At 32.2% G+C, this 15,272-nt stretch carries 15 protein-coding genes and 1 riboswitch; of the genes, 4 read left to right on the forward strand and 11 right to left on the reverse strand.

The window, feature by feature from the left end:
* Positions 1-104: 104 nt before the first annotated feature.
* Both HMPREF2647_RS05395 and HMPREF2647_RS05400 read left to right on the forward strand, forming a co-directional pair.
* Positions 105-854: a 3-oxoacyl-ACP reductase gene (locus tag HMPREF2647_RS05395; RefSeq protein ID WP_070859690.1), complete on the forward strand. Its 750-nt coding sequence runs from the start codon at positions 105-107 to the stop codon at positions 852-854.
* 63 nt (positions 855-917) lie between these two features.
* The gene (locus tag HMPREF2647_RS05400) at positions 918-2,210 is read left to right on the forward strand and encodes an LLM class flavin-dependent oxidoreductase (protein WP_049417972.1); all 1,293 of its coding nucleotides are present in this window, start codon (positions 918-920) and stop codon (positions 2,208-2,210) included.
* A gap of 95 nt (positions 2,211-2,305) precedes the next feature.
* Here HMPREF2647_RS05400 and HMPREF2647_RS05405 read toward each other — a convergent pair whose 3' ends face one another.
* The 7 genes from HMPREF2647_RS05405 to HMPREF2647_RS11295 all read right to left on the reverse strand — a co-directional run bounded on the left by HMPREF2647_RS05405 (position 2,306) and on the right by HMPREF2647_RS11295 (position 8,089).
* Positions 2,306-3,070 (reverse strand): DUF4064 domain-containing protein, encoded by a 765-nt coding sequence (locus HMPREF2647_RS05405; RefSeq protein ID WP_070859692.1) that lies wholly within the window; start codon positions 3,068-3,070, stop codon positions 2,306-2,308.
* A 91-nt stretch (positions 3,071-3,161) separates the two neighbouring features.
* A complete protein-coding gene (locus tag HMPREF2647_RS05410) occupies positions 3,162-5,117 on the reverse strand; it encodes an FtsX-like permease family protein (protein ID WP_070859694.1) in 1,956 nt (651 codons plus the stop codon).
* 1 nt (position 5,118) lies between these two features.
* On the reverse strand, positions 5,119-5,868 hold the full coding sequence (locus tag HMPREF2647_RS05415; RefSeq protein ID WP_049382136.1) for an ABC transporter ATP-binding protein: 750 nt from the start codon (positions 5,866-5,868) through the stop codon (positions 5,119-5,121).
* Positions 5,869-5,999: 131 nt separating this feature from the next.
* Positions 6,000-6,896 (reverse strand): sensor histidine kinase, encoded by an 897-nt coding sequence (locus HMPREF2647_RS05420; RefSeq protein ID WP_049382137.1) that lies wholly within the window; start codon positions 6,894-6,896, stop codon positions 6,000-6,002.
* Between the two features lie 5 nt (positions 6,897-6,901).
* Positions 6,902-7,567 (reverse strand): response regulator transcription factor, encoded by a 666-nt coding sequence (locus tag HMPREF2647_RS05425; RefSeq protein ID WP_049434766.1) that lies wholly within the window; start codon positions 7,565-7,567, stop codon positions 6,902-6,904.
* 12 nt (positions 7,568-7,579) lie between these two features.
* A complete protein-coding gene (locus tag HMPREF2647_RS11290; protein WP_162837121.1) occupies positions 7,580-7,747 on the reverse strand; it encodes a hypothetical protein in 168 nt (55 codons plus the stop codon).
* A 168-nt stretch (positions 7,748-7,915) separates the two neighbouring features.
* Positions 7,916-8,089, reverse strand: a complete 174-nt coding sequence (locus HMPREF2647_RS11295) for a hypothetical protein (RefSeq protein WP_017175468.1) — start codon at positions 8,087-8,089, stop codon at positions 7,916-7,918.
* A gap of 71 nt (positions 8,090-8,160) precedes the next feature.
* A riboswitch (SAM riboswitch) is annotated at positions 8,161-8,262 on the reverse strand.
* A gap of 208 nt (positions 8,263-8,470) precedes the next feature.
* Here HMPREF2647_RS11295 and HMPREF2647_RS05430 point away from each other — a divergent pair.
* The gene (locus HMPREF2647_RS05430; protein ID WP_049420727.1) at positions 8,471-9,946 is read left to right on the forward strand and encodes an alkaline phosphatase; all 1,476 of its coding nucleotides are present in this window, start codon (positions 8,471-8,473) and stop codon (positions 9,944-9,946) included.
* Between the two features lie 336 nt (positions 9,947-10,282).
* On the opposite strand, the gene HMPREF2647_RS11000 is transcribed toward HMPREF2647_RS05430, so the two are convergent.
* The 3 genes from HMPREF2647_RS11000 to HMPREF2647_RS05440 all read right to left on the reverse strand — a co-directional run bounded on the left by HMPREF2647_RS11000 (position 10,283) and on the right by HMPREF2647_RS05440 (position 12,111).
* The gene (locus HMPREF2647_RS11000) at positions 10,283-10,384 is read right to left on the reverse strand and encodes an SE2200 family small protein (RefSeq protein WP_017175470.1); all 102 of its coding nucleotides are present in this window, start codon (positions 10,382-10,384) and stop codon (positions 10,283-10,285) included.
* A gap of 435 nt (positions 10,385-10,819) precedes the next feature.
* Entirely contained in the window at positions 10,820-11,041 is a 222-nt protein-coding gene (locus tag HMPREF2647_RS11450) for a DUF1361 domain-containing protein (protein ID WP_242269244.1), read from the reverse strand.
* Between the two features lie 614 nt (positions 11,042-11,655).
* Entirely contained in the window at positions 11,656-12,111 is a 456-nt protein-coding gene (locus HMPREF2647_RS05440) for a MarR family winged helix-turn-helix transcriptional regulator (RefSeq protein WP_017175474.1), read from the reverse strand.
* Between the two features lie 147 nt (positions 12,112-12,258).
* On the opposite strand from HMPREF2647_RS05440, the gene HMPREF2647_RS05445 reads away from it, so the two are divergent.
* Positions 12,259-13,899: an alpha-keto acid decarboxylase family protein gene (locus HMPREF2647_RS05445; protein WP_070859697.1), complete on the forward strand. Its 1,641-nt coding sequence runs from the start codon at positions 12,259-12,261 to the stop codon at positions 13,897-13,899.
* A gap of 78 nt (positions 13,900-13,977) precedes the next feature.
* Here the strand turns inward: HMPREF2647_RS05445 and HMPREF2647_RS05450 are convergent, their stop codons facing one another.
* Positions 13,978-15,060 carry a CapA family protein gene (locus HMPREF2647_RS05450; protein WP_083297549.1) on the reverse strand — a complete coding sequence of 361 codons (1,083 nt, stop codon included), beginning with the start codon at positions 15,058-15,060 and terminating at the stop codon, positions 13,978-13,980.
* Positions 15,061-15,272 lie beyond the last annotated feature (212 nt).

A 15,272-nucleotide genomic window follows, 5' to 3' on the forward strand; every position in this document is an offset into this window, starting at 1 on the left:
TCAAACTGTTCTCAATAATGATAGATCTATTTTAATGCAACTTTCCTAACGCGAAGGTTGCATATTTTTTTGCTGTAAATGAAGTAAATGGAGGCACGATATTTATGACGAGAACAGTATTAGTAACTGGAAGTAGCCGTGGTTTAGGTGCGGTCATTGTGAAAACATTAGCTACACAAGGATTTGAAGTGATCATTAATTACAATCAAAGTCGTGAAGCGGCTGAGGCACTTGCAAAGGAGCTTGGTGACAAAGCTATCGCAATTCAAGCAAATGTCACACAACGTGATGAAGTTGATCGTTTAGTTAATGAGGCAACACATCATTTTGGAAAAATTGACGTTGTGGTCAATAACGCATTAGTTAATTTTAAATTCGATCCTAATGCACAAAAGGCCTTTAAAGACTTAGCATGGGAAGACTACCAACAACAAATTGACGGTACCCTAAAAGGCGCTTTTAATGTTACTCAAAGTGTCATTCCACAATTTATAGAGCGTGGTTCTGGTGCCATTGTAAGCATTGGCACAAATTTGTATCAACATCCCGTTGTCCCATATCATGAATACACAACAGCTAAAGCTGGGTTGATTGGATTCACGCGTAATGTTGCAGCCGAATTAGGGCAATATGGTATTACTGCTAATGTAGTGTCAGGAGGATTGCTTAAAACAACTGATGCTAGTGCTGTCACTACACCAGATGTTTTTGATTTAATTGCACAGACGACTCCATTACGTAAGGTGACTACCCCACAAGATGTTGCTAATATGGTTGCTTATTTAAGTAGCGAAGCTGCAGATGGTATGACTGGTCAAAATATTACTGTCGATGGTGGTTTAACCATGAATTAATATAGGTCTGGTCTTCCTTAGCTTAGAATAGAAATAAAATGAACATTGGAGTGAGAAATTAAATTGACTCATCAACATCAACTTCATCTCGGTGTATTAATCTATGGATGTGGTCATCATCAAGCTGCTTGGCAACTTCCCAATTCAAGTATTGAACGTCTCGGTGATATTCATTACTATCAAGAATTAGCCCAGTTATCTGAAAAAGGACTGTTAGACGTAGTTTTTTTCGCAGATAACCAGTCTTTTATCCCTAGCTATACGTCGATGCCAAGTTTTTGGTTTGATCCACTGATTAACTTAACTGCTATATCTCAAGTCACACAACATATTGGATTAGTTCCTACGATTTCAAGTACATTTTCTAATCCATTCACTGCAGCACGTCAGTTACTTAGTTTAGATCATATTAGTGGTGGACGAGTGGGATGGAATTTAGTCACTTCCATGACAGATGCCGAAGCTCAAAATCACAGCATGGATCATCTACCTAATCATGATGAACGCTATAAGAAGGCTGAAGAGTTTGCTCAAGTCATGAATGGATTGTTTGATTCTTGGCATACTGAAGATTTCAAACCCAACCGGCATCACCATACAATGATCAATCGCAACATCAAACCGCTTCACCACAATGGCAAATATTTTCAAGTTCATGGACCATTGACAACACCAAGTAGCATTCAGGGAAAACCTGTGGCGATGCAAGCAGGTGCCTCTAAACAAGGTATTGCATTAGCTACAAAATATGCAGATGCAGTATATTCCGTTTCTTGGAATATGAAGCAAGCAAAACGGTATCGCGAGCGCTTAGATAGTGAAATGGCACAACGTGACCATCAGCGTTATATTAAAGTGTTTCCTGGACTAGTCACTTATGTGGGTCATACACATGAAGAAGCATTGAAAAAGAAAGCAGAACTTGATCAACGACTTCCTATCAAAGCCGCTTTAAAGCAACTCAGTTTTTTCATTCAACAAGACTGTAGTCAGTGGGAATTAGATGCTCCTGTGCCTAAACTACCTTCCTTAGAAGAGTTTAACGGTCCCGTCGGTCGATATGAAACCATCTTAGAAATTATTCAAGATAAGCAACCTACTGTAAGAGAACTGCTAAGTTACCTTAATGCGGGTGGTGGACATCTGACACTCATAGGTACGCCAAAAGAAATTGTAGATGAAATGGAACGCTGGTTTAATGCAGGTGTTGCAGATGGATTTAACTTAATGCCACCTTCTTTACCAGATAGTTTAAACGACGTAGTTACACTCATTGTACCTGAATTACAACGTCGTGGCTTATATCGACATCAGTATAAAGGTTCTACACTAAGAGAACACTTAGATTTAATTTAATGTCTAATATATTTTATCCAAACCATATAGTAGAAATTAACGTAAAAAGCGATGGTATTAACTTAGGAATACCATCGCTTTTATATATCATATTATTAATATTTGTATGGATCGTTATCTTTTTCTTCTTGAAGCTTTCTTGCTTCATCTTGAATAAAATCATTACTTCGTTTATTCGTTTTATGATTTGAATAACGTTGATCACGATAGTCGTCATCCTTTGAATCATTTACGTGTGTATCGTGCTCTCTTTCATTATTATTGTCCGCTGCTTGATCTTTATTTGAATAATGATCTTTAATATAACGTTGTTGCTGTTTTTCTTCTTCTTCATTCAAAATGAATGCATTATTATTTGCATTTACATCATGATGATCTCTTTTGTAATGATCATTATAATCAGCATTGCCATACATGTCATGCTTAGGTTTACGAACAAGTAACATAATACCTGCAATTAACCATAAAATTAAACTGATCCAGTTTGTAGCAATCGCTAAAATACCTGCAATAATTAATAAGATACCTGCAAGTTTAGGTTTTTTATTAATTAAAATACCACCAATAATTGCAAGAATTAATGGAATGAACGCGCCCCATGTAAAGAAATTAAATAAACCACCTAATGCATCCATACCCTTATTTATTTCTGTTATAGAAACCTCATTGCCTTGCTTTTGTGTTTCGTTAATAATTTGTTCTTTAAAATCAGCATTACCAATAAATGGTTTAATCATTAAAAACATAATTGCAACTAATGCTTGAATCGCAACACCTATCCAAGTAAGAACGTGTTCCCCAGTACGTTTAATGTTATTGTTACTATTTCTAATTGTTGCATCATCATATTGTTTCGCCATTATTCCGCCTCCTTTTTTATCCTTATACCCTACTGTCTAAAGTCTTACACTCATTTATATATAAGAATGAGGATTTCTTTTTACTAATATATCAACGATGAATGAGACGATAATATACACGAGACGTCATTACATACATCAAAGCATAGATTATCATTACGAACACTAAGACACCAATATAAGTTGTTAAAAATAATTTTATATCATTAACATCTAAAATACCAAGCAAAGTATAAATCATTTTAGAAGCACATAGTACATGTATCATAGATATTATAATAGGTAAAGTAAAAATAATAACCACTTGGTCATTAATAACAGATTTAATTCGTTCTTCTTCTAAACCTACTTGACGCATAATTCGATAGTTTTTCCGATCTTCATATCCCTCAGCAATATTTTTGTAATACATCATCGTAAATGTACCAATCATTAAGACTAAAGAAACAATAGTTCCAACAAAAATGAGACCACCATAAATATCAAACATATCCTTATTTAATTCATCTTTATTATCAATTTGAATATCATATTGTTTCATCAATTTAGACTTAATATGATCTATGGACTGTGTATCTTTTGTTTTAAGATTAAAAGCAATGTATGAGTTAATATTTGCTGTTGTTTGATAATAATGAATCAATTGACGTTGTTGATTTACATTATGAGTAACAAGTGTGACTCCACCTGGAACTGGAAATGAAAAATGATCTCCTTTTAACTGATTTGTTTTAAATGTTTGATTCATTAATTTGATATGGTCTAATTTTTGAAACATGAAATGATTCGCTAATATTCCCATTTCATTATGTTTAAGTCGCAGGTGCGTATGATTGATTGTATTGTAATCTTTCTGATTCATTACAATTAAATATATACTATTTAAATCCAATGGACTGTTTTCATTATCTCGCTTTACAAATGAACCCTTCTTATAAGTGACTGCAACACTTCCACTTGTATATTCTCTGAAAGCATCAATATCAGTATGTCTCTTAATCTCATTTTCTAGCTGACGTACTTTGTGTTTGCTCGTAGTACTATGATGCACATCTCCACTCAATTCAATACGATATTGTGTTGGCATTAAATGATTCGCACGTTGGTCTACACTACGATATGTAGCGACGCTCATTCCTAGAGTCACAATAAGAAAAGTACATAGCATGGTTAAACTAGCCAAACCAATAGAATTAGAATTCATTCTTGAACGTAATCCAGAAATAGTAAAAAAATATTTAGGTCGATAATAAATACTTGGAATCTTTTGAAGCCAATCTATCACTAAGACACTCAATGATATAAATAAGCAATACGTTCCTATTGTCACTAAAATAAGGGCAATAAAAATATTACGTAGTGAAACCAAAATGAGTGTATCTTTTAAGGCAATCATATAACTGTCAACAACAGTTATAATCCCAACAATCAATAAGATATAGAGTAAAGGTTTGGACCATTGTTTTTCCGTTGGATGTTGTTGTTGTATTAACTTAATAGGACTTTGAAAAGTGATTTTTATATTATTGACAATAAATAAAAATAGCATCATTATTGCTAACATCAATAAGGTGTATCTCATTGCACTTATATCAAATGGATATTTTTTTAAAGATACATGTGTATAACCTAATATTCTATTTAACGACATATAAGTTAATGCACCAAATAAATAACCACCTATAATACTTAGACACCCAATGATAATATATTGATATATTCCTTCTATAAACAGCATTAACCTAAAATGCTTTTTTTCCATACCCAAAATCATATTCATGGCCAGCTCTTTTTGACGATGTCGCATAATAAAACGATTAGCATAAAGAATAAAAAGGAGTCCAAATAGACACATAAAAAAATTTCCTATACTAATAAAAACTGGAATAACATCACTATGCTTATGAAGCGAAGTATTCATGTTTAAGGATAATAAAATAAATTCAATACCAAATAATATACTGATTACTAGAATAAATGGAATTATAATATGACGCTGTGTCTTAAAATTCTGAATGACTAACGTCCAAACCAAGCGAAAGGTCATTTTAATCACCTCTTTCGTGAAGCATTGCTAAACTATCAGCAATACGTTTTTGAAACTCTGATTGTAGTTCCTCCCCTCGATAAATTTCATGATATAAACGGCCATCTTTAATGAACAAAATACGTTTGGCATAAGAAGCATCCACAGCCGAATGTGTCACCATTAAAATGGTTTGCTCATTTTTATTAATATCTCTAAATAGTTCCATAATCGTTTTAGATGTTTTAGAATCAAGTGCACCTGTAGGCTCATCTGCGAGTAACAAATCCGGTTCATTAATCAGTGCTCGACAGATAGCCACGCGTTGTTGTTCTCCTCCTGATATTTCAAAAGGATATTTATTAAGCAGTGGTTCAATATGTAATTGATAACTTAAGCGATAGAGACGATGACGCATCATCTGATGTGAGCGATTCGCAAGTACAAGCGGCATTAAGATATTATCTTTATTTGTCATTGTCGGCAAAATGTTAAAGTCTTGAAAGACAAAACCTAAATGATCTCGACGGAAATATGCGATTTCTTTATTACGCAATTGACGGATATTTTGCTCGTCAATCGTTATCGTACCTTCAGTAGTTTTATCATAAGTTGCAATTAAATTAAGTAAAGTGGATTTCCCAGATCCAGATTCACCCATAATTGCTACAAATTCACCCCTATCCACATTAAATGAAATGCCATTTAATGCGGTAGTAGCATTCAGACCTCTCCCAAATGTTTTTTTTACATTATTCACGTCTAACAACATGATATCCATGCTTCCTTTCTTTTCATTAAACTCTTTAATTTATCACTTACTACTATCATAAAACAAAAAGAAACCAGTAACATTAATCATTTCTTAAAAATGTTACTGGTTGTCCTTACATTATTGAAAGTTTAATTATTTTCTGGGAAATGTATGTCAAATGTAGTTCCTTCATTGAGCGTTGAAGACACTTCTACTTTATGATGTAAATGTGCCGATATATGTTTAACAATAAATAATCCAATGCCACTTGAATGTTGATTAAGTCTTCCGTTATAGCCCGAGTAGCCTTTATCGAAGATTTTGGGAAGATCGGCTTTACTAATTCCTACACCATTATCTCGTATAGATAGCACACGATTTTCGTTGTTAAACGTAATCCAAATGTCTTTACCACGTGCATATTTCAAAGCATTATTAAGAATTTGTTCTATCATGATTGTACACCATTGAACATCAGTAAGTACTTCATCTTCACAACGTGTGTAATGAATGTTTGTTTTTTGGTCGATGAATTGAATCGAATATTTCATAATAAGAGGTTTAACGAGATCATTAATGACTACTTTCGAAAAGGACATATCCGTTTCTTGATTCATTAATTTTAAATAGCTAAGTGCAAGACTCGTATAGTTATCAATTTGTATAATTTCTTGACGCACGCGATTCACTACATTATCTTCATTTCTTTCTAAAAGGAGTTTCGAAGCGGTAATAGGTGTCTTCATTTGATGCACCCATGTTAAAAAATAGTTCTCAACATTGACTTGGTATGCAGATTGTTCATTTTTTACACGTTGTAATTCATCTTCTAAGTCAGCAACTTCTTCTTTTAAAGACACTGCTTCTTGAAATCCACTAAGTTGAATCAACCAAAAAATAATCATTATGAAAAGAATAATTGCCATACCTAGAAAGAATGCGTTGAAAGGCAAATTAAAAAGAAAGAAAATCACCAAAAAAAGTAATAGAAATAATGCTACTATCATCATTTGATGACGTATCGATTTTATAAATGCTTTTAACATCATATTTACACCTTATACCCTACATTTTTCTTTGTCTCAATGAAATCAACAATACCGATAGATTGCAGTTTTTTACGTAGGCGTGTCATATTTACTGCTAACGTATTATCATCAATAAAATTCTCCGATTCCCAACATTTTTCAATGATTGCTGTACGACTGACATATTTCCCTTCATTTTGAAATAATTTATTCAAAATTTGTAGTTCAGTAAACGAAAGTTGTACAGAGTCATCGTTGTAGTAAAGTGTGGCTTCATCAACAACGAGCTTACACCCTTTAACAGTAATCTCATTATTTGAAACCGTTAAATCATATGTTCTACGTAGCAATGCTTGAATTTTCGCTATAGTAAGTGATAAATTAAATGGTTTTTCAATAAAGTCATCTCCGCCCATTTGAATTGCCATAATTTGATCCATATTGTCAGTACGCGAACTAATGAAAATAATTGGGACATTAGATACTTTACGTATCTCTTGGCACCAATGATAACCATTAAATGTAGGTAAATTAATATCTAATAACACAAGTTCAGGTTCTGAAGTTTTAAATTCTTCGAGAATATTATCGAACTGCTTAGCAATACTCACCTCATAGTTCCAATGTGAGAGTTCATTTCCTAGACTTTCTGCAATGACGAAATCATCTTCGACAATCAATACTTTCATTTTTTTCATCCTTTATTTTGCATCATGATCATTATTGTCATTAGGAATAGACATTTTATTTTTTTCTTGTTCAAATTCATTTTCTTTATGTTTCGTTTTTTTCTTACGTTTTCTTTCTTCCATAATAGATAATGCGATAAATCCAATTATCAGTAAAGGAGATAACATTACGAATATCATTATTGATTCACCTCTATATATTTATTAATGACATGATTTCTTTAACTTTATTTTAACGCTTTTTCTTTAAATTGAATATATTCGAGATTAACTGTTTCATAAAAAAGTAAGGAGCGAGATTCGAATTCATTTTGAATACGCCGTCTCACTCCCATGCTTCTTTTACTTTTAATCTTCTTTATTTAAAATATACTTTCTAATATCTTCTATGGTGATCGCTTCTTTAATTTGTCTTTTGATATCATTGATTTTTGCTATTCTTCCAATACTCCCTGCCCAACTTTTAGGACTATGCTGTTTCCAATCATCTAATTCTTTAAATAGTTCTTGTAATGTTGTCATATGTTTACCACCTTTTTTTAATTTGGGTAAATAAAATAGCCCTCCTTAAATAAGAAGCGCTTGTCGACATCTTCTTATCTTTCAGGAAAATCCTGTTGGATGTAGCACCTCACGCAAAGCGCAGTTGCTGAAGTTTCATAGGGCCAATTCCCTCCACTTACTCTTAATAAGATTAAACTATTTTATTTAATATTATTATAGCATACATTTTCAATTCTTTATATTAAATTAATTTATTAAATCATAGAATATGATAAATTAATAATTTTTTACAATACCTTAAACTAAAGTTTACTAAATACTTACTTCAAATCAAATAAAGTTTCTTAATATAAATATGTAAGTAATCTATATTTTACATATTAGGGGGCTTTTTTAATTATGAGTTTTATTAATAAATTTGGAAAAACCACAGTAGCAACTTCAATCCTAGCTGCTTCAGTATTAGGTACAACACATGTATCATTTGCATCTGGTGCTGGACAAGGTGCTCAAGGTCAACAAGGTCAAGATGGCGATTACATGGCCATCGGTAACACTAAAAATCCTAAAAATGTGATTTTCATGGTTGGAGATGGTATGGGTCCTTCTTATAATTCAGCTTACCGTTATTATGCAGATAATCCTAATACCAAAGAATTAGATCAAACTGCTTTTGATAAATATTTAAAAGGGACTAACCGTACTAACCCTAATGATCCTAAAGAAAATGTAACTGATTCAGCTGCAGGTGGTACAGCTTTCGCTACAGGTCATAAAACATATAATGGTTCAATCTCTGTAGATAATGATAAAAAACCTTTAAAATCAGTATTAGAATATGCTAAAGAACAAGGTAAATCAACTGGTTTAGTGACAACAGCAGAAGTCACTGATGCAACCCCAGCTGTGTATGCGGCACATGTAGATGATCGTGATAAAAAAGATGAAATTGCACAACAATTTTATAATGATAAAATTAATGGCCAACATAAAGTAGACGTTATCTTAGGTGGAGGCTCTAAATACTTCGGTAAAGAAAATGGTAATTTAACTGAGAAATTCCAAAAAGATGGTTACGACTATGTAACCAATAAAACTGACTTAGCTAACTCTAAAAATGATCAAGTATTAGGTTTATTTGCTGAAAAAAATATGCCGTTACAAATTGATGCACCACAACAAAATCCATTATTAGCAGATATGGAAGACAGTGCATTATCTAAATTAGAAAAAAATGATAAAGGATTCTTCTTAATGGTAGAAGGCGCTTCAATTGATAAATCTGGTCATCCTAATGATATCACTGGTGTCATGTCAGAAATGAGCGGTTTCGATAAAGCATTCCAAAACGCTATCGACTATGCGAAAAATCATAAAGATACATTAGTTGTCGCAACTGCTGACCACTCAACTGGTGGTTTATCCATCGCTAAAGGTAAAGATTATGTATGGAATCCAGACGCTATTCATAAAATGAAACATTCTGGCAGTTACATGACTGAACAAATTGCTAAAGGTAAAGACCCTGAAACAGTGATCAATGAAGGTTATGGTGTCGACTTCCCTGAAAAACAATTAGATAAAGTTAAAGATGCAGCGAAAGAATTAAAAGACGTTAAAGATAAAGCTAAAAATGACGATGATCCAAAAATTGCAGAAGCAACAACAACATTACAAGACGCCATCCAAAAACCAATTAACGATGCATCTCATACTGGTTGGACAACATATGGTCACACTGGTGAAGATGTAAATACTTATGCATATGGTCCAGGTGCTGATAAATTCCGTGGTAACATTGATAACACAGATAGCGCGAAAAACATCTTCGACTTCTTTGGTCAAGATGTAACGTCTAATCAAAATCAACAATAATATGTAGCTCATAGATAAGACGCTCTCTATAATTAAAGAGCGTCTTATTTTATGGTCAGAAAAAAAGCACTTTAGCAAGTAAAACTGCTAAAGTGCTTTTATTACATCATTATTTAATTTTTTATTTTATCTCATTTAGGCTATCTTTATTGGAATAGAGCCTAATACTAGTATATCAAGGTCTCTTTTGATATCTTTTTCAATTATGTTTTTTTACTTAATAATATTTTTAACTATAAATGATTCAATTTAATTATAATTAATTCTTTCGTACATCAACATATTAAGACAAAAAACCAAGATATTTCAATATTAGAAATATCTCGGTTAATATGATTAATATTCGATATTTGGCATTTCGTTTACTTTGTTTTGATATTTTTTGAAAGCAATATAGCCTACAAAACCAATAATAGTTGTAACTAAAAGTTTTTTCATTATTGTCACTCCTTTTAAATTTAGCGTACATTAGATTTGTTTCATGAAAAACAAGTCTAGACATAAATATATTATACACTCATTTAATATCATTTTTAAAGTCAATCGAACGAATTGCATTATATTTATGTTATTTTAGAGAATGTATTGACAACAATATTTAATTTTTCATCACAAATAAACAAATATATATCGCAACAAACTCTAAGAAAGTAAGAAGATAAATATATTTTAAATTCAACTTTTCTTTAAGTGGTATCTCCCAATGTGGATACTGACGTTCATAATATACATTTTGACTAAAAAATAATCCTAAACCAAATGGTATATAAGTAATGATGTTTTTATACTTTGACTCTAACTCTATTTTATTAAGACAATGTCTCATCAGCACTTGCAATATAATGACAATGACTAAGAGGAGGAGTATGTGAATCATTTTATTAATCGTACCCCTTTCACAAAAAATATAACAGTGGGTTGTAATAACACTATAAGTATAATCAAAATAACACTTTTTAAATTGATAGCATCAAACACGTGATACGTAATCGTTAATGGATATGTAAATAAACCAACCGTATGAACTCTCAAAAAACGTCCTACAAATATTCCTATTCCATATAGAAACTTTAAAACTGGTACTCGGTCATACATTAAAAATAAAATGTTCTAAAGTTATAAATATAAAGATTATACAATATATTGCAAAGAAAACATCTGCAAGTAAATATGTAAATACTGCCCCTTCAATTAAATCAGTAACGATATAAAATATATCCTTGCAATATAATATGTTGCCACATTCTACACTATTTCTTTCTATAAATAAAATAAGGTTAGGAAAAGAGAATGCTAACATGTGATATCTTAACATTCTATTTTACTCTAACCTCTTTTATATTAAATCATATACTTTCGAATTGCATTCTTTATAACTGTTGTAAAGGAAGACATGGCTAGCGCTCAATTGTTTTCATTTTTTATGTACTTTTAACAAATAACCGTTATGCGTGAAAAATATTTATTGACAGTCTAGTGTTACTTTTAATTGAACCCCTTAACATTTTATAATGTAATCTACCATATTATTTGGTTTTATTACAATCAAACATTCTATCGTACGGTGTACATTAAATGCAAGTATATTTAATTCTTTTGAAATAAGTTAAATTAACTTTTCATTTTTATTGATCATAGACAATATATTTTCTCCTTAAAATTGTATAGAAACAGCTGAACTGTCAATGTACATCCGTTCAGTTTCTTTTTTAAGATTCTTTTTCATCCTTTAAATGTTTAATATCTTGAAACCCTTCTCGATAATTCGATAATTCTTCCATAATCGCATACCAATCTTTTCCAACTTTTTGGAACGTTTGTTGCATTAATTCATCTTGTGCTTTGTTTAATTTTTCTACTAGTTTACTTCCTTTAGGTGTAGGAAATAATTGCTTTACTCTTCGATCTTCTTCAGATTGTTGTTCAATAATTAATGCTTCTTCTTTTAACTTTTTCAATGTTGCGTGAGACCCTTGCTTTGATATTTCTAACGTGTTTAGTAACTGCTTAATCGTAATGCCAGGCAGTTTATTGATAAAAAATAAAAAGCGATGATGTTGTCGACTCATACCATATTTTTCGATAATTTCATCTGCAGTCGTCACAAACGTTTTATAAGCGAAATAAAATAGCATGTGCTCATAATCATTTTTATTTCGATCCATATTCACTCGTTCCTTTTCAAAATCATTATTAATTATTATAGTAAATTTTCTAATTACTTTCATTAAAAGGTCAATAATGTTGACTTTATTTACAACCAGTCTTATTCTATATATGTAAACAAAAGCAATACAAAGGTGGAATTGAATATGAAACGACGCGTAGGACAATATTTAATGGACGCAGTACATGAAGCAGGTGTCAATAAAATATTTGGTGTGCCAGGAGATTTTAATCTAGCATTTTTAGATGACATCGTCAGTCATGAAGGCGTTGAATGGGTTGGAACAACGAATGAACTAAATGGTGCTTATACCGCTGATGGTTACGCACGAATGAATGGACTAGGCGTACTCGTAACAACATTTGGCGTTGGCGAATTAAGTGCTGTTAATGGTATTGCAGGCGCTTATGCAGAACGTGTTCCGGTCATTGCTATCACAGGCGCACCAACAAGAGCTGTTGAAAAGGCAGGCAAATATGTGCATCACTCTTTAGGTGAAGGACACTTTGATAGTTATCGACACATGTTTGAACCTATTACTACTGCACAAGCCTATATTACAACTGAAAATGCAACAACTGAAATTCCTAGAGTAATCAATGCTGCAATTCAAGAACGTCGACCTGTACACATTCACTTACCAATCGATGTAGCAGTGTCAGATATTGAAGTTGAACAACCATTCAAAGTTGAAAAAACACCTCAACAAGATGTATCTCAATATGTAGATATGGTGGCTGATAAGTTACGTTCAGCTAAACAACCATTAATTATTACTGGTCATGAAATCAATAGTTTCCATTTACATGATGAATTAGAACAATTTGTAAATAAAACGAATATTCCAGTTGTTCAATTATCGTTAGGTAAAGGGGCATTCAATGAAGAAAACCCACACTATATGGGTATTTATGATGGAGAAATTGCTAAAGATGACATTAAAGACTATGTCGATCATAGCGATGCTATTTTAAATATTGGTGCCAAATTAACTGACTCAGCTACTGCAGGCTTTTCATATAAATTTGATATTAACGAAGTGGTCATGATTAATCATCGTCTATTCAAATTAAACGATACGATTGATAAAGAAATTATATTGCCTGAATTCTTAGAAGCGTTAAGTACGATAGATTATACAAATAAACATTCATTCCCTTCTTACCAACAACCAGAATCAAATGACTATGAATTAACTGATGATATGTTAACTCAAGACACTTACTTTAAAATGATGCAAGACTTTATTGGTGGCGATGATATATTAATCGCAGAACAGGGAACATCCTTCTTTGGGGCTTACAGTTTAACTTTACCTAAAAATATGTCATTTATTGGTCAACCTTTATGGGGTTCAATTGGTTACACATTACCAGCTACATTAGGTTCCCAATTAGCTAATCCACACCGTCGTAATATCTTATTAATTGGTGATGGGTCATTCCAATTAACTGTTCAAGAGTTATCAACGATGATTCGTCAAGATATTAAACCTGTGATTTTTTTAATTAATAATGATGGTTATACTGTTGAACGTCTCATTCATGGTATGGAAGAGCCCTATAATGATATCAACATGTGGGATTACAAAGCATTACCAAACGTATTTGGTGGAGATAGCGTGAAAGTCCATGATGTTAAGACTTCAAAAGATTTAAAGGCTGTCTTCGATGAAATAAACGAAGATCAAGAACACATGCACTTCACTGAAGTGACAATGAAGTGGGATGATGCACCACAAACATTGCGAGATATTTCCAAAGCTTTTGCTAATCAAAATAAATAATGTGCCTTGATAGAATATTTAAATAGATAAATCAAAAGCGACTGTACGTACCATTTGCACATGTACAGTCGCTCTTTTTTATAAACTTCTTTCATTTAAAAATGTTCGATCGATTACATCCTTTGTAATCTCCTGTAAATGTTTGATATTCCATTCACTGTCTGAATCAGATTGTAAACCATGTTTATGCGCTAATTGTGGCGTGTAATCATCTAGATTGTAAATTCTAAAATATTGGCGTGTTTGTTTGTTGGTAGGACGTGCTTGTTCATAATGATTGACCATGCTTGTCCATTTAACATTTTCTAAATGTACACCTTTAGGTTCTTTTACTACATCGAAGTTTATCCTTCCTAACAATTGATTATTTTCATCTCCACTATACTGTCCATTTAAAAAATTACCTAAAGAATAGGCTACCAACGTTTTATGGTGATGCTCTTTTGCTTTAACCCACTTTACTGGTTGAATGACATGTGGGTGCGTACCAATGACGATGTCTACATCTTCATCTGCAAATAATTGAGCGTACTTTTTCTGTGTCTTATTTGGTGTATGGTGATTTTCATTTCCCCAGTGTGCCGACACCATGACTACGTCGCTTTGTTGTTTTGCTTTTCGTATATCCTGTTTAATAGTAGCTTCGTCAAACGTTTTTACTGTATATGGATAGTTTGAGACCATATCATTTGTTCCGTATGTATAACTTAATACACTGATTTTTACACCATTTTTAGAAATGGTATGTACACGATTCGCCTCTTTTTTCGAATTGTATATCCCTGTAAACAATACGTTATGATCAAATTTTTCCCAAGTTTGTATATGATTTGTGATTCCTTGATCTCCTTGATCTAAGGAGTGATTATTTGCACCATTAATCACATCGAACCCTGTTGCAACAATATCACTTGCTACCTGACTAGGTGTATTGAATCGTTTAAATCCAGAATATGGAATATCATCCCCACCAAGTGGAGACTCCTGATTGACAAAAGCTAAATCAGGACTAGCTATGTCTTTCTTTATGTTAGAATACATTGGCTTAAAATTAAATGTACCATCAGAATGTTGTGCATCATGATAGACAACAGGATGAATTAAATTATCTCCTACTGCCACAACGGAAACTTTTGTACTATTGTCCTCAACAAGCGCCATACCACATATCAGTGAAAATACTAGAAAAATAACGACTGAAGTGATGTAATATCTGTACACTAAACTTACGCTCCTTATTGATTTAGAGTAGAGTTTTTATATTCACGAAAAACCTAAAATAATTAATACTTGTCATTATTTTAAAATACTCAAAATAATAACTCAAATTAGTTTATGAATTAAAAAAGAGGCTGGGACATAAAGTATCTGTA

The sequence above is a fragment of the Staphylococcus sp. HMSC035D11 genome (assembly GCF_001836075.1).
GTDB classification, from domain to species: domain Bacteria; phylum Bacillota; class Bacilli; order Staphylococcales; family Staphylococcaceae; genus Staphylococcus; species Staphylococcus hominis.

Bases quoted from the DNA above. Each gene is read 5' to 3' on its own strand.
- HMPREF2647_RS05395 (WP_070859690.1), top strand. From the start codon at position 105: ATGACGAGAACAGTATTAGTAACTGGAAGTAGCCGTGGTTTAGGTGCG.
- HMPREF2647_RS05405 (WP_070859692.1), bottom strand. From the start codon at position 3,070: ATGGCGAAACAATATGATGATGCAACAATTAGAAATAGTAACAATAAC.
- HMPREF2647_RS05410 (WP_070859694.1), bottom strand. From the start codon at position 5,117: ATGACCTTTCGCTTGGTTTGGACGTTAGTCATTCAGAATTTTAAGACA.
- HMPREF2647_RS05415 (WP_049382136.1), bottom strand. From the start codon at position 5,868: ATGTTGTTAGACGTGAATAATGTAAAAAAAACATTTGGGAGAGGTCTG.
- HMPREF2647_RS05420 (WP_049382137.1), bottom strand. From the start codon at position 6,896: ATGTTAAAAGCATTTATAAAATCGATACGTCATCAAATGATGATAGTA.
- HMPREF2647_RS05425 (WP_049434766.1), bottom strand. From the start codon at position 7,567: ATGAAAGTATTGATTGTCGAAGATGATTTCGTCATTGCAGAAAGTCTA.
- HMPREF2647_RS11290 (WP_162837121.1), bottom strand. From the start codon at position 7,747: ATGATATTCGTAATGTTATCTCCTTTACTGATAATTGGATTTATCGCA.
- HMPREF2647_RS11295 (WP_017175468.1), bottom strand. From the start codon at position 8,089: ATGACAACATTACAAGAACTATTTAAAGAATTAGATGATTGGAAACAG.
- HMPREF2647_RS05430 (WP_049420727.1), top strand. From the start codon at position 8,471: ATGAGTTTTATTAATAAATTTGGAAAAACCACAGTAGCAACTTCAATC.
- HMPREF2647_RS11000 (WP_017175470.1), bottom strand. From the start codon at position 10,384: ATGAAAAAACTTTTAGTTACAACTATTATTGGTTTTGTAGGCTATATT.
- HMPREF2647_RS11450 (WP_242269244.1), bottom strand. From the start codon at position 11,041: ATGTATGACCGAGTACCAGTTTTAAAGTTTCTATATGGAATAGGAATA.
- HMPREF2647_RS05440 (WP_017175474.1), bottom strand. From the start codon at position 12,111: ATGGATCGAAATAAAAATGATTATGAGCACATGCTATTTTATTTCGCT.
- HMPREF2647_RS05445 (WP_070859697.1), top strand. From the start codon at position 12,259: ATGAAACGACGCGTAGGACAATATTTAATGGACGCAGTACATGAAGCA.
- HMPREF2647_RS05450 (WP_083297549.1), bottom strand. From the start codon at position 15,060: ATGGCGCTTGTTGAGGACAATAGTACAAAAGTTTCCGTTGTGGCAGTA.